The organism is Actinomadura rugatobispora (assembly GCF_055379765.1).
The window spans coordinates 935537-960093 of sequence record NZ_AP029191.1 but is presented as its reverse complement, the minus strand read 5'-3'; the positions used below and the strand labels follow the sequence as shown (position 1 = coordinate 960093).

Genomic DNA, 24557 nt, shown 5'->3' with positions numbered 1-24557 from the left:
GCTGTGATGATTCGGTCACTCTGCGTACCGACCTAGGTTTGCACTAGCAAACTCGAACTGGCAATCGATTGGCCGGATCGGGTCACGCTAGCGAGATCCCTGCACGTCAGAGATGTGCTTGGGAAATTCGCACGTGCGGGATTCGCACGTGCCGACTTCGAGTGTGCAAACGTCTGGTGTGCAGGGCTGCACATGCGAAGGTCGGCTGTGCGCGGTGGGGGTGTGCTGATTGGGCGGTCGGAGCGGTTGGCATGCTGATTCTTCGTGTTCGGGTGGCCACATCTTGTGACGATGTGGTGGTCGCGGAGCGCGTCCCCGAGTGCTCCGCAAGGCGACCCTGACCCGAGGTGTCCGATGTCCTTGGCTCTTCTGCCCGCGGCCGACGCCGCGGTGCCGCTCTACTGGCGGCGGACCTTTCCCGGCCGTGCCGAGCAGGCCCGCGCGGCGCGCGGCTTCGTTCGCTGCCTGCTGGCCAGTTGCCCCTATCTCGACGACGTTCTCCTTGCCACAGGCGAGCTGGTCGGGAACGCGCTCCGGCACAGCAAGTCCGGCCAGGAGGGCGGCGCGTTCACCGTTGAGATCCTTCGTGGCTGCGGCGGCCTGGTCGTCGCGGTCGCCGACCAGGGAGGGCCCGGCGAACCGGCCATCCCTGACTCCGACCAGCTCGACGAGAGCGGGCGCGGCCTGCTCACCATCGCCTTCATCGCCGCGAGCTGGGGGTGGCACGGCAACGAGCGCGGACGGAAGGTCACCGTGACGTTCGCGGGGGAGTGGACGGAGTGACCGGCGCGATCTCCGACCTCCACAACCAGGCTCGCCAGCGCGTGCACTCGCTGATGACCGCGGCGATGCGCGCCGACCCCGCCGCTCTCGACCAGGCCGCCTCCGAGCTGGACATCGACCCCTACAGCCGAGAGTTCGTCCGGGAGGCGCGTCGCCTGGTCCTGGCCTGCGGCGCGGCACTGTCGGCGGTCCTGGCGGTTCACCGCCCCGGCAAGGACGCCCATGACCAGGAGGTGTGTCGGGGCTGCGGCACGCGCCGCTGCCACACGTTGCGCCACATCTCAGAGGTGTTCACGGCCTACACGATCCGTCCGGTGACCATCGACCGGGCCGAGGCGTGGCGCCGGGCCGAGTCGTGCTTCGGCCCGGCCGCCCCGGCGGTGGCTGTCGAGGAACGCGAAGACTGCTTCATCGCCCGCCCGGTCCCCTTCACCGGCGATGCCTATCTGCTTGTCGTCGACCGCCGCACCGGCGCTCTGACCCGCTGGCCCGACATGCCCAGTGCGCAGCTGGTCGACTACTACCGTGCCTACCTGCGGGGCGAGCTGTAGCGACGCCGGCGGCGGCCCGCTGATGGTGGCTTGGCGAATGGGGCCGGGCATGGGATCCCCGGGCCGCCGCATGTATCCACGGTTCGTGTGATGCCCCGCCGTCTCCGGCGATGCTCGAAGAGCCTCGGTGTGGAGGCGGGGCGCCGCTTTGCTCGACCGCCCTCGCCTACAGCGAGAGCGTTGTCACCTCCAGTAGGCCGCGTGCGCGGAGTTCGGCGAACGCGGCCAGGCATCCTTCGTGCCCGCCCCGCGTGACGATGTGATGTGCCTCGGCCAGGGCGCCCAGCGCGTTGACTCCGAGCGGGTACGGGATATCCGCTACCACCACGCGCTCGCCGATGCCGCAGGCCCGGTACTCCTTGGCGAGTGTGTGAGCCGCGATCCAGCGAACCTCACCGTAGAGGTAGGGGAGCCCGAGGAGGGCCGGGGTCCGGTCGTCCAGCAGTTCACGGAGCCGTGGCAACAGGCGCTCGGTGCCCGTCGGCTCGTAAACGAGCACCTGGAGCGTCAGCACCCGTTCCCGGGGAACGTCGCTGGCGAGGTCGCGTAAGACTTGCTCGAGATCATCATCGGTGTACACGGCGCTCCCCACGGTGTGCGATTCCCTTGAGGCTAGTGATCAGGTGCGGGCGGCGGATCAGTCATTGATCGGAGGGGGCCGTAGACGCCGCAGTCCATTCCGCGATTCCGTCGCAGCTCCAGAAGCGCGCTGTTCACAGGCATGCACATGGACTCGTGTGGCGGCCGTGATCCGGTCGGCCTGCACCTGATCTCCTGTGCCGTGGCGTAGTTCGGACGTCGAGCAGTCAGCCGGCCGCCTGACCGGGGCCACCGCCGAACGCGCGACGGCCCGGCCTTGACGAGGGGCGGCTGCCCGGTCGGTTGCGGCGGAGCCGGTCGTGCTCTGCTGGGTGGCACCGTGCAGGCGTCCGAGACGCGCGCCGTGGTCCCGGCGGTGGGCGTGGGTCGGATGAGTGGAGCCGGTGTCATGATGCCGCCCCGGCGGTCGGTCATGGCAGGTCGGTGACGCAGGAGAGCGCGCCGTGCGGCGCCCGAAGATCGTTCGACTTCGTCAAGGGCGTTCACGGTTTCCCGAGTCCGTGTGCCGCCATGCGCGATCTGCCCGCGCCGGATCCGACCGAAATTGGCCACAATGTCGGGTAAAGGTGCGGCCCATATTGTCCCAGCGGGTAGCTATATGAAGGCATATAGTCGACGCAGGCGTGATCAACACAACGGCGCACGGTCACACGGGGATGCGGGTATGAGCACGAAATTGGCGCTCGAGGCGCTGATGATGCGCAGCGGAGCGACGATCCTGGCCGACCATCCGGAGGGCCTCCGGGCACAGATCCTCTGGCAGATGATCGTCGAGCGGCATCCGGCGATCGAGGAGGAGTACGTCGCCACAGGCGCGAAGGCGAATCCGGCGACCAATTTCCGCTGGAACAGCGTCAGCCTGGTCAAGGCGGGGTGGGTGAACAAGACCGGCGGCCGGTGGTATCTGACCCCGGTGGGCAGGTGGGCGCTGCGCCAGTACACCGAACCCGACCGGTTCTTCCGGCAGGCGAATGATCGCTACTACGACTGGGAGCGCAACCGCGACGCCTTCCAGCGGGCTCAGGAACTCGTCGAGGCGGTGGAGGAGAGCCACTGGATCTCGGCGGGCGAAGTCGCCGACGAAACAGGACTCGACGTCACGAGGCTCGTGCACTGGTTCCAGGGCGCTCGGCCCGAGGGATGGTGGCGGCTCCTCGACGAAGGCGGGCATCTGCCCGCCGACGCGCATCTCGACGAGACCGACCGGGAGAAGTGGCTGGGCCTCCTGGCCGCTGACGGAGTCGACGTAGCCCAGGGCCGGGCCGATCCGCTCCGCAAGGTGCCCATCCAGGACGTGGTGCCGGTCGACGAGGGGGAAGAGGTCGCCCGGCGGGCCTGGCTGGTACGGGGCTCGGACGTCCGGGGCGCCGAGCTCCACGGAGAGAACCTGATCAGGACGTTGTGGCTGCGGGACAACGTGTGCTCCCTGGCGGCCTCGCGGCTCAGGGACATCACCACCGGCGCCCCGCTCGAAGTCGTCAAGGCGGCGGTGAACGAGGACTACTCCGGGCGCTCTAATCAGGACCGGGCGAGGCTGGCCGTCGAGTACCACATGTTCCTCACCCGGATGGCCGAGGGCGACCTGATCCTGACCAACGACGGCAGCCAGGTCTACATCGGTATCGTCCAAGGACCGGCCTCGTTCCGCAGCAGCGTCGACGGCCGGGCCAACCTCCAGCGTCCCGTGCAGTGGCACGATCCCGGGAACCCGTTCGACTTCGCCGAGGACCTCCCCGACGAACTGGCCGCTCAGGTCGCCAACCCCGATGCCGATGTCATCGAGCTGAGCAGGTTCCTCGCGGCGCTGGAGAACCTGATCGGGCCCGGGACCACCGTTCAGCCGGAGATGAAGCTCCCCGACGCCCCCGAGCAGCTGGCCCGGAAACTCCTCGTCGGGCACGGCTGGCTTCAGGAGTGCGTCGAGTTGCTCCGCGAGCGGCCTCAGATGATCTTCTACGGGCCGCCGGGGACGGGGAAGACCTTCCTCGCCCGCGAACTCGCCCGGCACCTGGTGGGCGGCAAGCCGGAGAACGTCCAGCTCGTGCAGTTCCACCCCGCCTACTCCTACGAGGACTTCTTCGAGGGATACCGGCCGCAGAAGGGCAAGGACGGTTCGGTCGTGTTCGACGTGGTCCACGGCCCCTTCCGCCGGCTCGTGAGCGCGGCACGGGAGCACCCCGGCGACCCCTACGTCCTGATCATCGACGAGATCAACCGAGGCAACCTGGCCAAGATCTTCGGAGAGCTCTACTTCCTCCTGGAGTACCGGCGCGAGTCGGTCCACCTCCTCTACGGATCCGACGAGGGGCAGGGGTTCACGCTCCCCGGCAACGTCCTCCTCATCGGCACGATGAACACCGCCGACCGGTCCATCGCCCTCGTCGACGCGGCCATGCGGCGGCGCTTCTGGTTCACCGAACTGCACCCCGACGTCCCCCCGACCCGGGACGTGCTCCCCGAATGGCTGAAGGAGAAGGGGTACTCCGACGAGCCCGCGCGCCTGCTGACCGAGCTCAACAGGCGCATCCAGGACCGCGACTTCAGGATCGGCCCGTCCTACCTGATGCGGGACAGCGTCGCCACCGAGCAGGGACTGGAGCGGATCTGGCAGAAGCAGATCATCCCGCTCCTGGAGGAGCACCACTACGGCGACGGAACCGACGTCCAGGGGCAGTACGGCCTCGACGCGCTGCGCAGCGCCCTGTCATGATCACCGTCCGGCTGCGTGAGAGCGGCGGGTGGCAGGGCGCGGAGCTCACCGCGGCGCAGGCCACCGCCCTCTCCGCCTCCGAACTCGTGCTCGTCGCGCCCGGTCCTCGGCCCGGCCTCTGGCGGCTGCGGGACAACCGGCGGGTCGGCGCCGCGGCCGTCGGGCCCGCCAGGCAGCGCATCCAGCTTCGCGTCGAGCCGAAGATCGCCATAGATCGGCTCTTCTTCCTCCTCGGCTACGCCCGCAAACCCCAGGGGTGGCGGCAGGAGGAGGTGGACGCCGGGGAGCACGACGAACTCCTCCCGGCGCTCGCGTACGCCTTCGCGCGCGCGGCCGACCGCGCCCTCCGCCAGGGCGTCCTGCTCGGCTACCGCGAAACGGAGGAGGCGTCGCACGTCGTGCGCGGCCGGATCCGCGTGCCCGACCAGATGCGGCGGCGGTACGGATTCCCCGTGCCGATCGAAGTGCGCTACGACGACTACACGGTGGACATCGCCGAGAACCGGCTGCTGCTCGGCGCCGCCCACCGCTTGCTGCGGATGCCCGGCGTCTCCGCCGACATCCGTCGGCTGCTGCGGCACCTGCTCGTGCGGCTGGACGGCGTGACCCGTCTCGTGCCGGGCCTGCCATCACCGCACTGGACGCCTAACCGCTTGAACGCCCGCTACCACACGGCCTTGGGACTGGCCGACCTTGTGCTGCGCGGCGCCTCCTACGAACTGGACGACGGCACCGCCGTGCGCGTCGACGGGCTGATGCTGGAGATGTGGCGGGTATTCGAGGATTTCCTGACCGTGGCGCTGGCCGAGGAACTGCGCGCGTACGGAGGCGGGGTCCGGTTCCAGGACGGCAGGCACCATCTCGACCGTGCGCGTCAGGTGGGCCTCAGACCCGACCTGGTCTATGTGTCCCCGGACGGCAACCCGGGCGCGGTCGTGGACGCCAAATACAAGCACGAGGACAGCCCAGGGGGACATCCGGCCGACCTCTACCAGATGCTCGCCTACTGCACCGTGATGGGCCTGCGAACCGGGCATCTGGTCTATGCGGCGGGCTTCCCGAGCCCGTACGTCCACGACATCGCGGGCACTGGAGGCGTGCGGATCGTGGAGACCGCCCTGGATCTGTCGCTTCCGTCCGAACGGCTTCTCGCCCAGGTCCGGGATCTGGCTCAGGAGATCGCCGGTCGCCAGGCCACCGGCACTACTGTGAGTCCGTGACCGAGTCCTACCTTCTGATCCTGGGAGACCGCGAGGCCATCGCCTGGGTCCTGGGGGAACAGCGCATGGCCTTCCCCCGGACGGCGCGGGCCGAGATCGAACGCCTCACCGTGGGCGACGAACTGCTGATCTACGCCACGCGCGGCGCGTTCGGCAACCCGACCAGAGACAGAGGGCGGGTGATCGGCCGGGCCGTGGTGCGGTCGGAGGTGGCCGCGCTGGAGCAGCCGGTGAAGTTCGGTGAACGCGAGTTCCCGCGCGGATGCGACCTGGAGGTCGAGGCTCTTGCCCCTTGGGGCAGCGGAGTGGAACTGCGCCCGCTGGTCGAGCGTCTGGAGGCCTTCCCGGACACGAAATCGTGGAGCGTCCGGCTGCGGCGTCCACTGCTTCACCTGCCGCAGGGCGACGCGGAGCTGATCGGCGACGCGTTGGGTCCACTGGCCGGAGCGCTCGCGGACAATCTCGGCGGCTACCGGGCCAGAGCGGGCCTGACCGCGCCGTCGAAGAGATCCTCGGACGTCACTGCGTAGCCGCCGCGCAACGGCAGGCGGGCAGCGGAAGTGCGGCGATCTCCGCCTGGAAGTCGACGGTCGTGGCCGGGTGCGCAGGGTCCTGACTGATCAGGCAACCCGCGAACGCGGGACGGGCCGCCAACCGGGTGACGTCCCCGCCGTCGAACAACGTGTGGATCACCTCCAGGAGCACTTCCACCCGGGGCCGCACGACGGAAGCGGAATCGCCATAGGTCTCGTCGAGCGCGGTACCGAGGTTCAGCGCTTTCCATGCGGGGACCTGCTCCTCCGGGAGACCGAGCCAGCGCTCGATCGTGCCGTGCAGCCTGACCGCCCCGAGTGTCGCCCCGGGAACGGTTGCCGCGGCTCGCAGTGCCTCCAGGGACGCCCGGTCACGGCAGATAGCCCTGCGCTCGGCCGACGTCCCCGGGTCCTTCATCGGCGCGTCCTCGTCCCAGAGCACCACGTGCGGGATCTGGAACATCGACAGCGTCGAGACGGCGCGGTGCAGCTCGTACTTGCCGCCGGCGTCCAGGACACCGAGGTTGGGTCCGAGAGATTCCAGAAGCCCGCGGGCGTCCAGCCACTCGAAGACCGCCACGTCGCTGAAACCCTCGACCACGATCACGCGGTCGGCGAAGAAGGCCGCCGCGCGGCGCGGGTCCAGGTCGTACAGGACGCGGTTCTCCTCGTCCCCCGGCGGCGCCTGCGCAGGATCTCTGAAGCACGCGTGGGCCGCGCGCGTGTAGAGCGAACGCGTGCGAACATCTTCAAGCGTCGCAGTGACCTGGAGAGGGGAAGGCGAGGTGACGCGGACGGCGGCACCCGGCCTGTGCACACGGGCGAGCGCCTCGGGCGGAGTGCGCGACGCCGAGAGCATCTTCGGATCGTGCGTGGTGATGGTGACCGCCGTGTTGCCGGTCCCGGCGATGCGCCGCAAGTCGTGCGCCAGCCGGACGATCTGCGCGGGATGCAGGAACGCCTCCGGCTCCTCGAACAGGATCCACCGAAACTCCTCCGGCTCCCCGTCCGCACGGAGCTGGGCGGCGGCCTGGATGAGCCCCGCGATCAGCGCGCGCTGGACGCCCGAACCCTCGGCCTCCATCGAATGCAGGCTGCCCCCTTTCGACAGGGAAAGATCGATCAGGTTGCCGAGGATGAACTCGTCGGTCAGCTCGCCCACCCGCACCCGCGCCGACAGGCCCCAGGGGCGGAGTGCGTCACCGAGGCGCTCCTCCAGGCGGCGCACCGGGCCCGATTCCATGGCCTGCCGCAGACCCTGGAGACCGTGGTTGATCGTGCCCAGGAAACCGTCGACGCGAGGGTCGGTGAACGCGAGCAGCATCACGTCGCGGAGCGGGGAGGGAGCGCTCATCGCCGTCTGGTCCTCGACGCTGGTCACCGCGGGCACGTAGACGCAATGCCCGAGCCGGGACGGCGGCTCGCGCCACCCCGTCGCCACCACCGCCTCATCTTCGTTGGCCGGAATGAAGTAGTAGTCGCCCTGCCGCCGGTCGCCGTCACCGGTCAGATAGCGGCGCACGGTCAGCACGTCACCGTCCAGCGGGCGGATCTCGTCGTCGGCCAGCTCACCGGGCTCCAGATCCAGCTCCTTGAGATCGAGCTCGTTCAGCACATAGCTGATCTCGACCCAGGACGGATCGTGAGCCTCCTCGGACGTCAGATCCCAGGGCCTGTCCCGCGCCGGATCCCAAGTGAGAGACCCGTAGAAGAGGCGCACGGCATCGAGCAGCGTCGACTTGCCCGCGTTGTTCGGGCCGATCAGGGCGCTGAACGGCCGCAGATGCAGCTCGGTCGCGCGAGCGCCACGGACATTGCGCACCGACACCCGGAGGGGACGCATGAAGGGCTCCTCTTGTCGACGGCTCAGCGCGGAATGGGGAGGAAGGGGCTGGGACGTCCCGTATGAGATACGTAGAGGGCGTCGCGGGCCCGAGTGCAGGCGACGAACAGCAGGCATCGTTCGCGCTGGAGGGCGTGCTGGTGCGCGGTCAGATCGTCCATCTCTGGAGGGACGACGGAGTCCAAGGGGATCAGGCCCTCGTCGGCGCCGACGGCGGCTACGCACTGGAACTCCAGCCCCTTCATGGCGTGCATGGTGCCGACCTTCACCCCATCGCTCTTGGCGCTGGGCGCGTAGGCGGGAAGGCCCGCCGCCTTGAGCTTGCGCTTGACCTGCTCGGCCAGATCGCGCCTGCGTGAGGCGACCCCGATCGCCCGTCGCTCGACACCGCTCGCCGCCCAGTCGCGGACCTGCTCCACCAGGGCGTCCAGTTCCGCTTCGCGGTCCGGGAACCGCCGGACGACGGGACGGCGGCCGTGCATCGGCGACCCGTAGCCGGCGAGCGCGTCGTCGATGTCGTCCATACCGGTCACGGGCAGGTCGTCGTGAAGGATCTGGACCGCCCAGGACAGGATCTCGTGGGTCGTCCGGTAGCTCACCGTCAGCCGGCGGCTGCGGCCCCGCACCTCGATGCCGAGCTGCTTCAGGGAGACCCGGTTCTCGTAGATCCGCTGATGCGGGTCGCCCGCGATGAACAGATCATCCGGCCCTTCGGCGACCGCGGCCCGAAGCAACCGCCACTGAGCGGGGTGCAGGTCCTGGCCCTCGTCGACGATGATGTGCCGGAACAGGCGCTGCCCGGTCGAGTCCAATATCCGTGCGGCCTCGTCGGCCATCTGGAGGAACGACCACACGCCGTCCTGACGCATCCGGTCCGTCAGCGTCTGGATCGCCCGCCATACCTCGGGCTTCCTCGCCGTCGCGAGCGGCCTGCCCCGGCCTCGGCGATCGCACTTCACGTACTCCTGCTCGGTGGTGATGCGCTGCGCTAGGATCACCTGCTCCCATTCGCTGAGCAGGAACGCCCCGGTGTGGTCGAAAGCGAGCGCCTTGGCCTCGTTCTCCCAGCGCTCACGCATCTCACCGTCCAGCAGCGGCTTGGGGGATCGCCCGCCCTGGGCCTCCTTGATGACGCCGAAACAGATGCTGTCGGTGGTCGCGATCTTGATCCGTCCGCTCGTCGCGAGATCGTCCACGAGCAGCGCCACCTGGTCGCGCAGCGCGTCGGCGAGATGGCGGGTGTAGGTCGTCAGCAGGATCGGGGTGTCATCCTCCCCGCCGTCCTCACCGGGCAGGCGATCGGCCAGGAACGCCGCTCGATGCACGGCCGTCACCGTCTTCCCGGTCCCGGCACCGCCCGTGATCATGACGGGGCCGCGGTAGGTCTCCCGGTAGGCGATCTTGCGCTGCTGCGGGTGCAGGAAGACCCGCCACACGTCGAACGGGTGCGCCAGGATGCGCGTGAGCTCGTCCGGCCCTTCGACGAACACCACCTGCTCGGGCGTGCGCGCCATCGCCGTCGTGAGGTCGTCCGGGTCCACCCGCTGCGGCGCGGTCGCCTCCACCAGGTTCTTGCTGACCTCCGCCCACGCCTCCTCGACGGTCATGCCCGATGCCAGCGCCACCAGCGCGTCGTACTGGACCGCGGGAAGCAGCCGCTGCAAAGCCTCCAGATGCTCCTCACGGGTGAGAAGGCGGATCACGGGAAGGACATCCTCATCCACACCGAGCCGCTTAAGATCCGCGTCCTTGATCTGGTCGAAGAGACGCTCGCCCACTCCGCTACTGGCCGCGGCCTTCTCCAGAGCCGGAGTCACCGTCTCCAACTGCAGCTCGTCGCGGCTTTCCAGCACACCGAGCCGCTGGTTGACCGTGAACCTCCGGCTGGCGCAGTAGGCGTACGCCTCGTCATGCGGTAGGACACGCAGCAGGCAGTACGAATCACCCGATTCGGGCGCGAGCACGACCCCACGCCAGAACTTGTCGATCCGGATCGTCCTGATGCGCGGGTCACGCGCGTTGCGCACCCGCTCCAGGTGAAGACCCGCGTGCGTGTGGCTCTGGAACCGGCCGATCGCCTGCTGAACCGCCTTCTGGACCGGCTTCTCCAGCTTGGCGTACTCGGTGAGGAACTCCTTGGCGATGGCCAGCTGCGCCACGTGCGGATCCCTTCTGGGGACGGCGTATGAGCGAGATAGACCCCGGGAGGGAGGTCAGTCCGATTCTCGGACCTGGTCGACGAACCAGTCCAGGGTCGCGACCACCACGTCCCAGACGGAGTCGTCGGTGAGCAGGGAGATCGGGAAGTTGGGATAGAGGGAGAGCTTCGCAGCCGGGAGTTCGACCCCCGGCGCCGTGTTCAGGCGCCGGCGAAGCTCGTCGCGTGCCTCGCCGTCATCGAACGGCACCCGTCGTGCGAGGGGCTCGAAGGGGATCTCGACGTAGGCCGGATAGATGGCCAGCATCCAATAGTCCTGACCGCCATGCCGCATCAGGAGTCTGCAACGGGCTGTGGCGGCCCTGCCGAAACTCGGGCCTTCACCCAGCCGCCGCCAATGGTCGAGCAGCCCGGAGACCGCCCGGGCCACGTCGGGACCCTGACGTTCACCGATCTGACGATGGAACCTGAGCTCATGCTCGGCGAGCTCGGACGGATCGACGTCCTCGGCATCGGCGGTCCGCATGTCCTCCGCACCGGGGAGCCCGAGCAATTGGGCCAGTTCCGTCGCCGTGACGCGCTGGTTGGGATCGGCGCGTCCCGACTCGTCGAAGTGGATTCCCTCCTGGCGCAGGACCTCGTTGATGTCACGGTCGTCGTTCTCGTCCACCCAGCGGAAGTTCTTCGACGGCCGTCCCTCCGTGGTGATGACACGATGCGCGTTCAACACCCGCCTACCGGCCAGATGCACCCCGACGGGCAACGGTGCGGAACCGATCAGCTCCGCGAGCTCGGCGTACGTCGTCCACGAACCCGTGGGCAGGTTGGCGAGCGCCTTGTGCAACAGCGTCCAGTCGCGGCCGGGCGCGTCACCGTCCTCCCGTTCGGCGGGGCTGGGCCAGATATTGATCGCCCGTGAGGCGAGGTCATCGGCCCGGCCGAGGATCTCGGCCTTGTTCCACCGTGGCCGGCCAACGATCGCCTGGGTCATCGCGATCCCTGTTTGCCGCAGGCGCTCCCGCTTCCGCTTGTAGGGCATGTCCCCGAGTTCGGAGTTGTACGCGGTCAGGGTGAGATTGCCGAGCGTGTGCACCAGTTCGCGGTGCACCATGGCCGCCTCGTCGCCGTTCTCCGAGAGCTCCGCGCGCCACTCGTCGGTGAGGTGCTGGGGGAGCACGTGCTCGATGGTGATCTTCTTGTCCTCCAGCAGGACCGGCTCGCCGCCCTCGAAGGTCTCCTCGAGACGCCGGAGCACGAGCTTCTTCTGCCCTGCCCGTCCCTGCCAGTAGAACTGGCGCGTACGGATCGCCGTCCGCAGCTCATCGTCGCTCAACCAGTACAGGCGTGCCGGCGACAGCGCCGACCGGACCGTCTCGGCGAGCGGCTCGTCGGCCGACAACTGGACGGTCAGGCGCTGGAAGATCCGGTTGAGGTTGCGGGTGGGAACACCGCCGATCAACCGCCGTACCAGGAAGCTCTCGATATAGGCGAGCGCATCGGCGACCTCGTCGTCGTGGGCGTGCCCCTCCTCGCGCAACTCCAGCATCCGCATGATCGGCGGATAGGTGGTCTGAGCCTGCCATTCGTTGAGGAACGTCAACCTGGCCCTGATCCGGACGTCCTCCTCCTGCTCCGGAGACAGGATCAGTTTCAGATGCTCGGCACGGCGGGCGAGTTCAGCCGCATACCGTTCGACCTTTGCCTCGTGTCCGGCGGTCTCGTCCAGCAGCTCCTGGTGGCCGCGGTAGACGTCGGAGTACTTGGCGTCCTCGCCGCGCTTGAGGACCAGGACGAGGTACATCAGCAGCTCGAGCGCCTGCGTGCCGTGCTCCTTGCGGAGACGCTCCTGCAGCGGCAACCAGTACAACCGGTAGACGTGTTCACCGCGGGTGGGAAGGCACATGAAGACGTAGTTGCGGATGAGATCGACAGGACTGAGACGCGTTCCGGTGTTGTTGAGCGACTCGAAGATGCGGAAGGCGTTGTCGTCCTTCTCGACCACGATGTGCACGAGACTGAGCCGGCTCAGGATCACTTTCTCGATGCGTTCGATGTCGTGCGGGTCGGCCGGATCGTCGGCATCGACGAGCGCGGCGCGGAAGAACTCGTAAGCGGCCCCGATGTTGCCGCTGACCCTTTCGTCGAGCTGGCCGTCGATGCACGCCATCAGCGCGGCCCGATCCGCCTGGGTGGGCAGCAGCCGGTAGCGCAGATCCCCCTGCCTGAACTTGTTGATCAAATGCTGCTCGTTGATGCGTTCGACGCACGAGGGATCCTCGGCGGCGAGATGGTCGCGCAGTGCGCAGAGCGCCAGCAGGAGCGTGGTCAGGCGCTGCTGCCCGTCCACGACGATCCACTGCGAGGTCAGGGCGTCCAGGTGCGGACTCGGAGCCAGCACGACCGAACCGAGGAAGTGCGTGGTCGCCTGGCCCCGGGCGAGCGCATCAGACTGATCGAGGATGTCCGACCACAGCGTGCCGAGCTGAGAAGGCCCCCAGGCGTACGTGCGCTGATAGAGCGGGATCACGAACTGCTTCTCGCCCTGGATCAGCTCGCGAAGTGTCGTCTCTCCGGCCTTCACGCCATCCCCCGTCCTTGTGCGCCGCCCTGGCACAGTGCCGACTCACCCCGATGTTGACAGGAGTTAGGGACATGTGTGCTGCTTTCAGCATGGCGTGATCTGGTCGTTAAGGGCCGTCCATCGTTGCCCTCCGGGAGCAGCCGGGGTAAGTCGTCCCTCGGCGTTTAACGGCGGAGGGCGCGGCGGGCCAGGGGGATGGCGGCCAGGACGGCGGCGGCGGTTCCGGCGGCGAGGAGGGGTCTCTGCCAGCGGCGGTGGGGTTCGGGTTGTGATTCGGGTTCGGGGCGGGTTCTGGGGAAGGGGCGGGGGCTTGGGTGTATTCCTCGTCGAGGATCTGGTGGAAGCGGAGGGCGCGTTTCGTGTCGGAGGTGCGGATGCGGACCTCGCGGGCGGCCTCCCAGAAGGCGCGGCCGGGTCGGCCGCTGAACATCTCCCGGGAGATCGCTCGCAGTCGGGCCTCGCCCAGGGCCTTGGTCTCGAACGACATCTGCCACTCGGACAGGATCATGTTGATGTACATGAGCTGGCGGCGGGCCTTGCGGTCCTCGTCTTCGGGAACCGGGCCCCATGCCTCGTCCAGGTCGGGATCGTCCATGGCCATTTTGAGCAGGTCAGCGATCGCGGAACGGCGCGCCTCTTCGCGGGCGATCCGCGTTTCACGTGCCTGGAGGATGAGTGTGGCCGCGATGCCGAGGAGCGCGAGAGCGGCCAGGAGAGCGGACGCGGCGCCAGAAGTCTGCCCGATGAAGCTCAGACGCTCCCATCGGGATGTGGAACCCCCGAAACCACGCAAAGCCCACGGCGAGGAGCCAATCAGACCTATCGCCACAAGTATGGCGAGTATCAGCGTGAGCGTTCTGAAGGCGCCGCGGTTTCGGGGATTGAAGGGCATCTAAGAACGATAGATCAGGCCGCCGGGCTCGGGAGCGGAGCGATCTCACGTTCGAAGAATGTGAGCAGCGACTCGCCCGACTCGTACAGCCGGGCTATCTCCGTCGCCGCGGCCTGGATCACGTCCGGTGCCTCGATGCGGCGCGCGCCGCAGGGCGTCCAGTCGTCGCGGTAGCGGACCTCGTACAGGACGCGGCGGCCCAGAACCACGATCTCGGGAAGTCGGCTGCGTGATTCCAGCGTTCTCACGCACGACGCTTGGAGGACGCGGAGGCCGAATCCTTCCTCGGCGAGCATCCGCAGCGCGTTCAGCTCCCATTGGAGATAGGGGGTCACGGGTTGCTCGACGACCCGGACGCGCTGGATGCGTAGCCCTTGCTTGGCGTTGTCCCGCGCCTCCGCTCGCACCGCGTCGCGGTCGGCCTCCAGCAGGCGCAGGGCCCGGTCCCAGTCGCCGGACATGAACGCCTCCCAGCTGGTGTCGCCGGGTTCGCGGAAGGTCTGGGCGCGTTCGAGCTTCCAGATCACGCCTTGGAGGTCCTCGACCTGGCGGGCGTAGTCCTTGTGGTACGCGGCGTGGTCGAGGACCTCGCCGGGGACCTGCCGGATCCGCTCAAGCATCGGGGATGTCCGGTTTCGCGGCGGAAAGCATGCGGCCGGAGATGATCACGAGTCGTTCGTCGGAGCCGATGCGCACGCCGGGTGGAAGGCGGTCCGCGTAGGCGGTGGTGGCGTCCCGGCCGATCACGGCGATATCGCCGTTGTCGAGCTGCCAGATCTCGGGACAGTCCTGGGTGGTGCGGCTGTCCCCGAGTTCCGCGGCCGTCCTGCCCAGCCTGCGATGGAACTGTGCGTCGTGATCGGCTTCCCATGGTCTCGGCATGAGGCCACTCGCTTCCGTCATCGGCGATGTTGCTAATTTTCCCATCGGCGTTGGCGGTCGACAAGAGTCGTCATGGTAAAGGGCAGGGATGAAAGCGGGGCGCTGTGGTGTCGCTTTCTCAAGGCCCAGTTGACGGCGTGCGGACATGCCGCGGGAGTGGCTGGAGGACCCGTTTACGGAGACCTGCTTGCGCGTATTGCGGGTGACCGAAAATGCGATGGAGGGCGCAGTGATCCCTTGGTGACCGGGAGTGGAAAAGGCGAGGCATCTTTGCTGGTCAATGGGGCGAGATGCCCGCTATTTCCCATGAAAGGTCGTGAAGGCGGTTACCGATTCTCGGGACGCTTCAGGGGTGGGGCTTTGCGGGCCGAGCCTCGGTAGGACTCGGGGGTGTAGCGGAGGGCGCTGTGTTCGAGCGTGTCGGCGGCGGCCTCCAGGAGGTCGACGCCGAGGAGATCGGCGAGCCGGGTGAGGTAGATGAAGACGTCGCCCAACTCCGCGCGGATGCGGGCGTCGGCCTCGGGGTCACCGGTGACCTGGCGGGACTCGTCGGGGGTGAGCCACTGGAACTCGGCTACGAGTTCGCCGACCTCGCCGGCCAGGGCCATCGCGAGGTTCTTGGGGGTGTGGAACTGTTCCCAGTCACGTTCGGCCGCGAACTCCCGGAGTCGCGCGGCCAGTTCGCCGATCTCCTGCATGCCGCCAGGTTAGGAGGTGGAGGCCAGGAAGGCGGTGATCTCCTGGCGGGTGGGGGCCGTGGTGGGGCCCCGGTGGAGGACGGAGAGGGCGGCCGCGGCGTTGGCTCGGCGGGCGGCTGTTTCGAGGTCGATGCCGCGGAGGAGTTCGGCGGCCAGGACTCCGCAGTGGGTGTCTCCGGCGCCGTTGGTGTCGATCGGGGTGACGGGGTGCCCGGTGATGTGGGTGATTTGGTCTTCGTGGGCGATGGTGCAGCCTGAGGGGCCGGTTCGGACGATGACGGTGGCGTGGGCTGGAAGGCGTTCGAGGAGGGCGGTTGCTGCGGTGCCGAGGGTGGGTTGGTTGGTGAGGGCTTGGGCTTCGGAGATGTTGCAGCTGAGGATGTCCACGTGCTTGAGGAAGTCGTCCAAGGGGAGGTCGGCGGCCAGCGGGCCTGGGTCCAGGAGGACCTTCCCTGGGAGAGTGGCCAGCCAGGTTTGCAGGGTTGTTTCGTTGGCGGGGTTCAGGAGGGTGTAGCCCGTGACGTAGATGAGGTCGGCTTCGGTGACCTGGATGGTGTTGAGGTCGTCCAGGGAGAGTCGGCCCTCTGCGCCGGTGCCGGTGATGAAGGTGCGTTCGCCGTTCTCTTCGATGAGGGCCACGCACGTGCCTGTGGCTGACTCGTCGCCAGGGGGATGCGCTATGGCGATGCCTTCTGCGTGGAGGGCTGCTCGGACGCGGTCGCCGAAGGGGCCTGTGCCGTGGGTGCCTGCATAGAGGACGTCCGCGCCTGAACGGGCGGCTGCCGCCATCACGTTGAGGCCGCCTCCCGGGAGGAGGTCGGTGGTGGTGGCCAGTACGTCGTGCCCGGAGGTGGGGAGGGCCGGGACGCGCATGACGAGGTCGAGGATGACCTGGCCGGTGTGGATGAGTCGCACACGTCGAACTTACTCAGAAGGCGCTGGTGATGGCGCCGCTGCTGCCCCAGTCGCGGTACGTGGCCGAGTAGAGGGAGTGGAAGGTCTCCTCGGGGGTGATCCGCGTCCAGATGTCGATGTCCAGGCGGAGGGGGAGGTGGTCGCGGGTGACCACGAGGGTGTAGGTGATCGTGCTGGCCCCTCCGCCGAGGTTCTTGTAGAACGTGGAGACGGGGTTGTCCGCAGCGAGGTCGTGTTTCTCAGCAGCGCCAGGATGTTGTACGGCGAGGTCACCCAGCGGGCTTGCATGGCCATCCAGATGTGCGGGTCGGTGCGGCCTGCGTTCGGGCCCGCGGGATAAGGCGTCTTGGCCTGGTTGCGGAAGTAGCCGTTGTTGCCGACCAGGATGACGCGTTGGTTGTACGACTCGCTCATGTCCCCCGAGGGGTTGCGTACGGTCACGTCGTAGTTGGTGCCCGCCCCAGGATTGAAGTGCAGCCGTCCGGTGGCTTCGAAGGCGTCGGTGCTCTGGGTCATTCCTCCTTCCGCTGTGAACGACGCCGCCTCTAGGAGGTGGAGCAGGATCGCCCTGCTGGCGGGACGGCGCGTCGGGTCCTTGTGCAGGCACTGGGCGAGCAGGGTTCGGAGTGGGCCGGGGCCGTTGGCCGCGTAGGCGAGGGTGGCGCCCCAGGCGAAGACGTCGGCGGCCGGCGTGACCGGCTTCCCGACAAGTTGCTCCGGCGCCATGTACGAGGGTGTGCCGATGACCGAGCTGGTCGCGGTGAGGGTCGCGTCGAGCGTTCTGGCTACGCCGAAGTCGATGACGCGGGGGCCGTCGGGGCCGAGCAGGACGTTGCCCGGCTTGAAGTCGCGGTGCACCACGCCGGCCATGTGGATGGCGGCCAGCGCGGTGGCGGTGCCGACGACGAGCCGGTAGAGCTCGGGGCCGGCGAGGGCGCCGCCCTCCTCGACGCGTTCACGCAGGGACGGGCCGTCGATGAACTCCGTGACGACGAACGGCGTCCCGGCCTCCTTGCCCACGTCCAGGATCCGGGCCGTGCAGAAGGGCGCGACCTTGCGGGCGGTGGTCGTCTCTTTGAGGAAGGTCGCGTGGGAGCCCGCGCGCTCGTGGAGGAGCTTGATCGCGACGTGTTCACCGGCTGCGGCGGCGAGGTGGACGACGCCCTGGCCGCCTTCGCCCAGGCGGCCGAGCAGCCGGTGGCCGCCGACGCGCTCGGGGTCGCGGGAGGTGAGGGGACGAATCCTCGCGGGGCTCACTGGCATGCTCCATGGGCGTTGCTGAGAAGTCCTGAGGGCGGGCGCGAATGATCGCGGAGCTGCGGGGTTTCGCTCGTGCCGCCGAGACTTGGACGGCCGAAAAGGAACGGTCGTTTACCGGCGGTTGAACATCCGGCCGTTGTCTCGGCCGTGCGGATCACGGTGATCTGGGGGTTGCCCCAATAAAAGGGATTTCAATGGCGAAGTCTGACGAAAACGGGTGATCACGTCGTGGCTTCGCGGAAAGGCGCTCGGGGTATAAGTGGTCCGAGACATCTCGCTCGCCCCCACCCCTTCCAGTAACGGAGTCAGGAATGCATGCCTCCCGCCTCGGCGTGATCACTCTGGGTTCACTGATGTTCACCGCCTGTTCCTTCGTGGCCGCCGGGTCGGCGTCCGCGGCGGCCACGCACTATGTGGCGCTCGGCGACTCCTACTCGTCCGGGACGGGGGCGGGGAGTTACGACCCCGGGGCGGGCGCCTGCAACCGCAGTGCCAACGCCTATCCGCGGCTGTGGGCGGCGGCCAAGTCGCCCGACTCGTTCACGTTCGCGGCATGCTCGGGCGCCACGACCGCGAGCGTGGCCAGCGGGCAGCTGGGTTCGCTGACGTCCACGACGACGCTGGTCACGATCACGGTGGGCGGTAATGACGCCGGGTTCGCGAAGGTGATGGAGACGTGCGTGCTCCAGTCCACGGCCAACTGCGAGACCGCGGTGAAGAACGCCGAGACGTACATGCAGAACACGCTCCCCGGACGGCTCGACTCGGTGTACGGATCGATCCGGTCCAGGGCTTCTTCGGCTCGCGTGGTCGTGCTCGGGTACCCGCGTCTTTACATCCCGAACAGCGCGGGCTGCGTCGGCCTCAACCAGACCAAGCGGACCGTGCTCAACCGCGCCGCCGACACGCTGAACACCTCGATCGAGAAGGCGGTCGCGCGGGCCGGGTTCGTGTTCTCCGACGTGCGGGACGAGTTCTCCGGGCACGAGCTGTGCTCGGGCGACGGCTGGCTCAACTCGGTGACCTATCCGATCGGCGACTCCTACCACCCGACCGCCCGCGGGCACGCGAACGGCTACCTGCCCGCGGTGAACTCGGCGGCGCGGCGCGCGCTGGCCCTGCAGCGCTAGTCGTTTTCGATCAGGGCGATGGCGGCGTTGGGGCAGGCGGCGACGGCGGTTCGTGCGGACGCCGTCTGGTCGGCGGTGGGGAAGGGCTGGAGGACGAGCACCAGCCCTTCCTCCTCGTCCTGGTCGAAGAGGTCGGGGGCGTTGAACGCGCACTGGCCCGCCCCGCGGCAGGCGGCGTGGTCGGCCACGAGCCGCGCGTTCACCAGGCGACCGGGAGCCGCTGGACGCCGTAGATGATCGACTCGCGGAACCGGAGTTCGGCGGGATCGCAGGCCAGGGACAAGTTCGGGAACCGGTCCAGCAGCCTGGTGAACGCGATCTCCATCTCCACGCGCGCGAGGGTCTGCCCGATGCACTGGTGCATGCCGAAACCGAACGCGACGTGGTGCTGCGCGGAGCGCGTCAGGTTCAGGGCGTCGGGGTCGGAGTAGCGGTCCGGGTCGCGGTTCGCGGCAGGCAGGGCGATGATGACGCCCTCCCCGGCCGGGATCGCGACCCCGCCGAGCCGGACGGGTTCGGTCGTGACCCTGGCCGTGCCGCGCTGGACGACCGTCAGGTAGCGCAGCAGTTCCTCGACGGCCTGGGGGATCAGGCCGGGGTCGTCGCGCAGGAGGGCGAGCTGGTCGGGACGGTTCAGCAGCGCCAGGGTCCCGAGGCCGATCATGCTCGCGGTGGTCTCGTGTCCGGCGACGAGCAGCAGCCGGGCGATCGAGACCAGCTCGTCGTGCCCGAGCGCGCCGTCGGCGACCCGTGCCACCGTGCGTCCCAGCAGGTCGTCGGTCGGTTCGTGCTCCTTGTCGGAGACCAGCCGGTCGAGGTAGCCGGCCAGCTCGCCGAAGGCCGCGCCCGTCTCCTCGTCGCTGAGGGTGAGGGACAGGGACGCGACACTGCGGGACTGGAAGAACTCGCGGTCGGCGTACGGCACGCCGAGCAGCCCGCAGATCACCAGGGAGGGCAGCGGGAGCGCGAAGTGCTCCACCAGGTCGGCCGGCGGGGAGGCGGCCGCCATCGTGTCGAGGAGGGCGTCGACGGTCTCGGTGATGCCGGGGCGGAGCCGGTTGGTGCGCCGGACGGTGAACTCGGCGGCCAGCGCGCGCCGCAGCCGCCCGTGGTCGGGATCGTCCATGCGCAGGAACGACAGCGCCCCCGGGACCGGGGGCAGCGGGAACATCCTGGGGAAGGCGGGGTGCTGGTCGTCGGCGCTGAGGCCCGGATGGGCGAGGGCCTCCCGGACGTCGGCGTGGCGCGACACCAGCCAGTGCTCGGTGCCGTCCGGCAGCGACACCCGGCAGGGCGGCCCCTCCCGGAACGCGGCGAACTCGGGGGCCGGGTCGAACGCGTTGGCCCGGTGGAAGGGGAAGGGGGCCGGCGGGGCTGAGGGGCCATTCATGAACGGTCCTCCGAAGGCCATCGTGCCGATCCGTTTCCGGAGTCCGAAAATGGCGTGATGGTACCGCCGGATCGGCGTGATCCGCTGGGGTCGGATTCGACGCTAACTTTCGCCGGTCGGACGTCAAGCGGTGGTGTGCAGTCGGTTTCGGCCCTTGCTGACGAGCGAGAACGGGTGGGAAGAACCGAGCCGGATGGTGATGTGGGGTCGCCTTGTCCGCCGAGTTGCGATGGCCGTCCCTTAAGGGAGGTGTGTAATCGGACCGGGTCCGTCGCCGTAATGAGGGAATGACTTTATGGTGCGCTGGTGGCGGTGACGGTCCTGGGCGCGGCGGTCGCGCTTTGGTAACCGACACTGTCTCCCAGGTAAGGTGCCAGGCGCCGATTTCGGGGTGAACCGGACTCTGTCGGACGGCTCCTCTAACGTGATCAGGCATGAGCGATCGACTGCCGGACGAGAGCGTCCTGGTGTTCCCCGACGTCCTGCGTGAGGCGCTGCACCCGCGCCGCGGAGGGCTGCCTCCTGTGCCTGAGGCTGTGGTGGACGCGTCCGAGCTTGGCCGGGTGCGGGAGCGGCTGGAGGCGGTGCGCCCGGCCATCGAGCGCATCCTCGGCGAGGAGCACCGCAACGCCGACCGGCCCGTCGAGGCGGCGCGGGCGTACCTGCGAGGCGAGCTGGACCCGCGGGGAGCGGCGGTGGTCGCGCGACTCGAAACCCTGTTGACCTACGCGGGTCGCCAGCCGTCGCAGGCTCCGTGGATCGACGCCTGGGTCGTCGAGCACGGGCTCGCCTTCGCCGCCTGCGCCTGCGTGGAGGTCGACGGGGTCGACCTCGATCGGCGGATCGGGACCGAGTCGTACATGCTCGACGGCGACATCTGGCAAGGCGGCAGGTGGGAGCCCAACTTCGTCCACTGGGCGCTCGGCGGAGCCGGGAAGAGGATCCGGTCCCTGCTGGCCGTGGCCGGCGACGCCGAGTACGCCGAAGCGGTGGAACGGCTTGCGGGCCACCGGCGGCACCCGCTGCAGAGGGCCCTGGTGTCCTACCTGGTTCCGACGCGGCAGGACTGGGTCGAGGAGTGCCTGGCGGACCCGGAGCAGTCCTCGCGCGCCAAATGGCTGCTCTGGTGCGCGCTCGGCTCGATGGAGCAGGGGGCACGACTCGGGGCGATCTGGGAGTACGAGTACTACGAGCAGAACCACGGCTTTCTCACGGGCCTGCTCGCCACGGCGGTCGAGGGCGTCGGCACGGCCATCGCGCCCGCGCTCGCGGACTCCCTCGACGACGAGACCGACGTGAAACTCCGCAAGATGTTCCTCGACGCGCTCGCCGTGCTGCCCACCGATGAGGCGTTCGGCTTGGTGGCCGAACGGCTCCACCAGAAGGACGTCCGGCCCGCCGTGGTGACGATGATGGGGCGTTTCCCGAGGCGGGCGCTGCGCGTCCTGGGGCCGGTCGCGGCGGGGGACTCGGAGTCGGCGCGGGTGGCGGTGTCCCTGCTGGACGAGCACCTGCGGGCCTGGCCCGAGCTGGCCGCCGGCGAGCTGCCCGAGCAGGTCCGGTCGGCCGTGGGAAAGGCGCGGGAGGGGAGGGTGGAGGAGGCCGCCGCCGGCGACCTGCCCAAGGCGCTGACCTCGGGACAGGCCCCGGAACCGCCTGCCTGGGCGGCGCCCGGGATGCTGCCGCAACTGCTGCTGCGCGGGCGCGGCAAGTCCCTACCGGCGGACGCCGCCGCCCGCCTGATCGCCGCGCTGTCCAAGACGGGCCCGCGTCGTGCGCCCGCGGCGAACGTCAGGGACGCCCTGGAGGCGTGCGACCCGGTGTCGCTGGCCGCGTTCGGCTGGGCCCTGTTCGACCTCTGGCGGACCTCCGGCGAGGTCGGTGACAACGGCTGGCCGCTGTCCCAGCTCCGCTGGACCGGCGACGACGCGACGGCCCGCAGGATCGGCACGATGGTCCGGTCCGCGGCCTGGCGAGACGGCGTCAAGCTCCCGCAGAACGCGCTGACCGTCCTCGCCGCCATGGGGACCGATGTCGCGATGATGCAGCTCAACTCCGTCGCCGAGAACGTCAAGCCCAAGGCCATCAAGCGGAGGGCCCGCAAGCTGCTCGACCAGGTGGCGGAGGAGCGCGGGCTCACCCGCGACCAGCTCGCCGACCGGCTGGTGCCCGACTTCGGTCTGGACGCCGACGGCAGCATGACGCTCGACTACGGGCCGCGCCGTTTCACGGTGGGCTTCGACGAGCAGCTCAGGCCGCAGGTGTTCGACGAGAAGGGCGTGGCGCGCAAGACCCTGCCCAAGCCGGGCGTCAAGGACGATCCCGCGCTGGCGCCCGCCGCCCACCAGAGGTTCGGCGGGCTGAAGAAGGACGTCCGCACGCTCGCCACCGCGCAGATCCGCCGCATGGAGCGGGCGATGGCCGACCGGCGCCGCTGGGAGCCCCGCGACTTCCAGGAGCTCCTGGCCGGCCACCCCCTCATGTGGCATGTCGTGCGGCGGCTGGTCTGGCTGCACGAGGACGGCGGGAAGGTCACCGCGTTCCGCGTCGCCGAGGACCGCACCTTCGCCGACGCGGACGACGACGTCCTGACGCTGCCGGAGTCGGGCCTCGTCGGCGTCGCGCATCCGGTGGACCTGGGGGACGAGCTGGACGACTGGGGCCGCACGTTCGCCGACTACGAGATCGTGCAGCCGTTCCCGCAGCTCGGCCGCGGCACCTACGCGTTCACCGCACCGGAGCGGGAGGCCGAGCTGCTGGAGCGGTTCGAGGGTCTCGACGCCGGGGTGGGCGCGGTGCTGGGCCTGGAACGCCGGGGGTGGGTGCGCGGCGGCTCGGCGGACGGGGGCATGCAGCCGTGGTTCCACTGGGAGGTCCCCGACGCCGGCCGGACGGTCACCATCGAGGTCAGCCCCGGAATCCCGGCGTGGAATCCGGGCGAGGCCGGCCTGCAGACGGTCCGGTCCGTCCGGATCGCCCGCGCCGACGGCCTGGACGACCTGGTGTGCTTCGGCGACCTCGACCCGGTGAGCGCCTCGGAACTGCTCCTCACTCTGCACACCCTGACCGAGACCACCGCCTGAACGCCGAGGCAGTTCAGGCGGCGGCGGGTTCGCGGGCGGGGGAGCGGAAGACCTGCGCGGTGTGCCAGTCGATGTGGAGCGCGTTCGGGGTCGGCAGGCCCGACTGCGGTTCGCTGACGGGACGTCCCGACAGTTCGTGCACGAGCTTCAGGGTGGCGGCCGTGCGGCCGATGAACTTCCGGGAGACGGCGACCGTGCGGTCCTGCGTCATGCCCAGCACGCCGCGGTCCAGGAGCCGGTGGTGCAGGGTGCACAGGCACAGGCCGTTGTCGACCTGGTCGGGGCCGCCGTAGGACCTCCATTGGAGATGGGCCGCGTCCAGGCCCACGGCCGTACCGTTGAGCCATCCTTCGTAGCCGCAGAAGGCGCAGCAGTACTCGTACGCCTCCAAGACCCGCATGCGGAAGCGCGGGTCGCGCGGTGGAAGGAGCCGCTCGGTGGGGGCGGGCAGGTCGATGCCCTCCAGGTCCAGGCCGGCCTCCTGGCAGATGTCGTCGTGGAGGGACGGCTCGAAGTTGGCCTCCAGCAGGGCGCGGGCCAGTTGCCCCACAAGGGACGGGTCGGCGGTGAGCGCGTGCGCCAGGTCGGGGTGGAGGCGGCCCTGCACGCCGGGCCGGCGCAGCTTGCTGAGGCCGGAGCCGGGGCTGCCCGTGCCGTCGGGCGTTTCCACCACCCAGATCTTGTCGTCGTTGGTGAGGTGGTGGAACGGGTAGCCGGGGCTCGTGGAGCGCGGCGGCCCGAACTCCGTGAGGAGTCTGCCCAGCGGTTCCTCGGCGGCGGAGAACGGGATGGGGCGGTCGCCGTCCCGCTGGAAGCGCGCGAGTGCGAGGAGCAGGAGCAGGGGCTTGTGCGGGGCGCGCACACCGTGCTGGGTGTGCTGACGGATCCGCAGTATTCGCTCCACCCAGTCCACGGGAAAGAGGATAGGGGCGTCAGTGGTACTTGCCGGGCCCCGTCTCCCCTTCGCCGTCGAAGTCGAGGGTGTGCTCCATGTCGAGGTACTCGTCCTCCGGCCACAGGGCGTCGGCGAGGAAGGCGAGGTACTCCTCGTCCCAGGGGTCGAGTTCGGCGGTCAGCGACTCCGGGTAGGGGCCGGGGCCGGTGTCGGCCTGGACGCACGGCGGCGCAGAGACCGGCTCGGCGTGGACGGCGTCCGGCGCGTCCGCGAGGTCGGCGTCGGCGTGCGCCGGCCGTGCTCGGCGGGTTCCCCGGGAACGCGGGAGCAGGCGTGGCAGGCTCAGGGCGAGCAGCGCCGCCACGGAGGCGAGGACGAGGGCCGCGATCACACAGCTGTCCTTTCCGTAAGAGCCTTTCGTAAGGAGCAAAGT

Annotated in this window: 21 protein-coding genes; 7 read left to right on the top strand and 14 right to left on the bottom strand. The window is 69.2% G+C overall.

The genetic code is table 11. The features are described from left to right. The first annotated feature begins 354 nt into the window (after positions 1 to 354). A complete protein-coding gene (locus ACZ466_RS03855; RefSeq protein WP_378283610.1) occupies positions 355 to 783 on the top strand; it encodes an ATP-binding protein in 429 nt (142 codons plus the stop codon). Beyond that, positions 780 to 1334, top strand: a complete 555-nt coding sequence (locus ACZ466_RS03850) for a hypothetical protein (protein WP_378283609.1) — start codon at positions 780 to 782, stop codon at positions 1332 to 1334. Before ACZ466_RS03855 ends, ACZ466_RS03850 begins: the two co-directional genes overlap by 4 nt. Positions 1335 to 1500: 166 nt before the next feature. Here the strand turns inward: ACZ466_RS03850 and ACZ466_RS03845 are convergent, their stop codons facing one another. Then, on the bottom strand, positions 1501 to 1914 hold the full coding sequence (locus tag ACZ466_RS03845) for a hypothetical protein (protein ID WP_378283608.1): 414 nt from the start codon (positions 1912 to 1914) through the stop codon (positions 1501 to 1503). Between the two features lie 684 nt (positions 1915 to 2598). Between ACZ466_RS03845 and ACZ466_RS03840 the strand changes: the two genes are divergently transcribed. The 3 genes from ACZ466_RS03840 to ACZ466_RS03830 are packed head-to-tail and all read left to right on the top strand — an operon-like array spanning position 2599 to position 6394. Continuing rightward, positions 2599 to 4644: an McrB family protein gene (locus tag ACZ466_RS03840; protein ID WP_378283607.1), complete on the top strand. Its 2046-nt coding sequence runs from the start codon at positions 2599 to 2601 to the stop codon at positions 4642 to 4644. Continuing rightward, positions 4641 to 5864, top strand: a complete 1224-nt coding sequence (locus ACZ466_RS03835; RefSeq protein WP_378283606.1) for an McrC family protein — start codon at positions 4641 to 4643, stop codon at positions 5862 to 5864. The genes ACZ466_RS03840 and ACZ466_RS03835 overlap by 4 nt, the downstream gene beginning before the upstream one ends. Further along, positions 5861 to 6394 (top strand): hypothetical protein, encoded by a 534-nt coding sequence (locus tag ACZ466_RS03830; protein ID WP_378283605.1) that lies wholly within the window; start codon positions 5861 to 5863, stop codon positions 6392 to 6394. The genes ACZ466_RS03835 and ACZ466_RS03830 overlap by 4 nt, the downstream gene beginning before the upstream one ends. Here ACZ466_RS03830 and ACZ466_RS03825 read toward each other — a convergent pair. The 9 genes from ACZ466_RS03825 to ACZ466_RS03785 form a co-directional block, all read right to left on the bottom strand. Then, the gene (locus ACZ466_RS03825; protein WP_378283604.1) at positions 6384 to 8240 is read right to left on the bottom strand and encodes an ATP-dependent nuclease; all 1857 of its coding nucleotides are present in this window, start codon (positions 8238 to 8240) and stop codon (positions 6384 to 6386) included. The two genes, ACZ466_RS03830 and ACZ466_RS03825, sit on opposite strands and share 11 nt — an antisense overlap. Positions 8241 to 8263: 23 nt before the next feature. Then, a complete protein-coding gene (locus tag ACZ466_RS03820; RefSeq protein WP_378283603.1) occupies positions 8264 to 10399 on the bottom strand; it encodes a UvrD-helicase domain-containing protein in 2136 nt (711 codons plus the stop codon). A 54-nt stretch (positions 10400 to 10453) separates the two neighbouring features. Next, positions 10454 to 12979, bottom strand: coding sequence for a DUF262 domain-containing protein (locus tag ACZ466_RS03815; protein ID WP_378283602.1), 2526 nt, complete (start codon positions 12977 to 12979; stop codon positions 10454 to 10456). Positions 12980 to 13085: 106 nt separating this feature from the next. Further along, the gene (locus tag ACZ466_RS03810) at positions 13086 to 13871 is read right to left on the bottom strand and encodes a DUF6082 family protein (protein ID WP_378283601.1); all 786 of its coding nucleotides are present in this window, start codon (positions 13869 to 13871) and stop codon (positions 13086 to 13088) included. Between the two features lie 14 nt (positions 13872 to 13885). Beyond that, positions 13886 to 14491, bottom strand: coding sequence for a DUF6879 family protein (locus ACZ466_RS03805; RefSeq protein WP_378283600.1), 606 nt, complete (start codon positions 14489 to 14491; stop codon positions 13886 to 13888). After that, complete coding sequence (locus ACZ466_RS03800) at positions 14484 to 14753, bottom strand: hypothetical protein (protein ID WP_378283676.1); 270 nt, start codon at positions 14751 to 14753, stop codon at positions 14484 to 14486. The genes ACZ466_RS03805 and ACZ466_RS03800 overlap by 8 nt, the downstream gene beginning before the upstream one ends. A gap of 326 nt (positions 14754 to 15079) precedes the next feature. Beyond that, on the bottom strand, positions 15080 to 15451 hold the full coding sequence (locus ACZ466_RS03795; RefSeq protein WP_378283599.1) for a nucleotide pyrophosphohydrolase: 372 nt from the start codon (positions 15449 to 15451) through the stop codon (positions 15080 to 15082). A gap of 9 nt (positions 15452 to 15460) precedes the next feature. Next, positions 15461 to 16366: a PfkB family carbohydrate kinase gene (locus ACZ466_RS03790; protein ID WP_378283598.1), complete on the bottom strand. Its 906-nt coding sequence runs from the start codon at positions 16364 to 16366 to the stop codon at positions 15461 to 15463. A 9-nt stretch (positions 16367 to 16375) separates the two neighbouring features. Further along, positions 16376 to 17623, bottom strand: coding sequence for a serine/threonine-protein kinase (locus ACZ466_RS03785; RefSeq protein ID WP_378283597.1), 1248 nt, complete (start codon positions 17621 to 17623; stop codon positions 16376 to 16378). 314 nt (positions 17624 to 17937) lie between these two features. On the opposite strand from ACZ466_RS03785, the gene ACZ466_RS03780 reads away from it, so the two are divergent. Then, positions 17938 to 18756, top strand: coding sequence for an SGNH/GDSL hydrolase family protein (locus ACZ466_RS03780; protein WP_378283596.1), 819 nt, complete (start codon positions 17938 to 17940; stop codon positions 18754 to 18756). On the opposite strand, the gene ACZ466_RS03775 is transcribed toward ACZ466_RS03780, so the two are convergent. Next, positions 18753 to 18959, bottom strand: coding sequence for a ferredoxin (locus tag ACZ466_RS03775; RefSeq protein ID WP_378283595.1), 207 nt, complete (start codon positions 18957 to 18959; stop codon positions 18753 to 18755). The two genes, ACZ466_RS03780 and ACZ466_RS03775, sit on opposite strands and share 4 nt — an antisense overlap. Then, complete coding sequence (locus tag ACZ466_RS03770; protein ID WP_378283594.1) at positions 18956 to 20146, bottom strand: cytochrome P450; 1191 nt, start codon at positions 20144 to 20146, stop codon at positions 18956 to 18958. Before ACZ466_RS03770 ends, ACZ466_RS03775 begins: the two co-directional genes overlap by 4 nt. Before the next feature lie 434 nt (positions 20147 to 20580). Between ACZ466_RS03770 and ACZ466_RS03765 the strand changes: the two genes are divergently transcribed. Continuing rightward, on the top strand, positions 20581 to 23229 hold the full coding sequence (locus ACZ466_RS03765) for a DUF4132 domain-containing protein (protein WP_378283593.1): 2649 nt from the start codon (positions 20581 to 20583) through the stop codon (positions 23227 to 23229). Positions 23230 to 23242: 13 nt separating this feature from the next. Here the strand turns inward: ACZ466_RS03765 and ACZ466_RS03760 are convergent, their stop codons facing one another. Both ACZ466_RS03760 and ACZ466_RS03755 read right to left on the bottom strand, forming a co-directional pair. Next, on the bottom strand, positions 23243 to 24142 hold the full coding sequence (locus tag ACZ466_RS03760) for a phosphorothioated DNA-binding restriction endonuclease (protein ID WP_378283592.1): 900 nt from the start codon (positions 24140 to 24142) through the stop codon (positions 23243 to 23245). 19 nt (positions 24143 to 24161) lie between these two features. Continuing rightward, a complete protein-coding gene (locus ACZ466_RS03755) occupies positions 24162 to 24515 on the bottom strand; it encodes a hypothetical protein (RefSeq protein ID WP_378283591.1) in 354 nt (117 codons plus the stop codon). Positions 24516 to 24557: the final 42 nt, after the last annotated feature.

Coding starts and splice junctions, on each gene's coding strand:
- ACZ466_RS03855 (WP_378283610.1), top strand. CDS start 355: ATGTCCTTGGCTCTTCTGCCCGCGGCCGACGCCGCGGTGCCGCTCTAC.
- ACZ466_RS03840 (WP_378283607.1), top strand. CDS start 2,599: ATGAGCACGAAATTGGCGCTCGAGGCGCTGATGATGCGCAGCGGAGCG.
- ACZ466_RS03835 (WP_378283606.1), top strand. CDS start 4,641: ATGATCACCGTCCGGCTGCGTGAGAGCGGCGGGTGGCAGGGCGCGGAG.
- ACZ466_RS03825 (WP_378283604.1), bottom strand. CDS start 8,240: ATGCGTCCCCTCCGGGTGTCGGTGCGCAATGTCCGTGGCGCTCGCGCG.
- ACZ466_RS03810 (WP_378283601.1), bottom strand. CDS start 13,871: ATGCCCTTCAATCCCCGAAACCGCGGCGCCTTCAGAACGCTCACGCTG.
- ACZ466_RS03805 (WP_378283600.1), bottom strand. CDS start 14,491: ATGCTTGAGCGGATCCGGCAGGTCCCCGGCGAGGTCCTCGACCACGCC.
- ACZ466_RS03800 (WP_378283676.1), bottom strand. CDS start 14,753: ATGCCGAGACCATGGGAAGCCGATCACGACGCACAGTTCCATCGCAGG.
- ACZ466_RS03795 (WP_378283599.1), bottom strand. CDS start 15,451: ATGCAGGAGATCGGCGAACTGGCCGCGCGACTCCGGGAGTTCGCGGCC.
- ACZ466_RS03780 (WP_378283596.1), top strand. CDS start 17,938: ATGCATGCCTCCCGCCTCGGCGTGATCACTCTGGGTTCACTGATGTTC.
- ACZ466_RS03770 (WP_378283594.1), bottom strand. CDS start 20,146: ATGAATGGCCCCTCAGCCCCGCCGGCCCCCTTCCCCTTCCACCGGGCC.
- ACZ466_RS03765 (WP_378283593.1), top strand. CDS start 20,581: ATGAGCGATCGACTGCCGGACGAGAGCGTCCTGGTGTTCCCCGACGTC.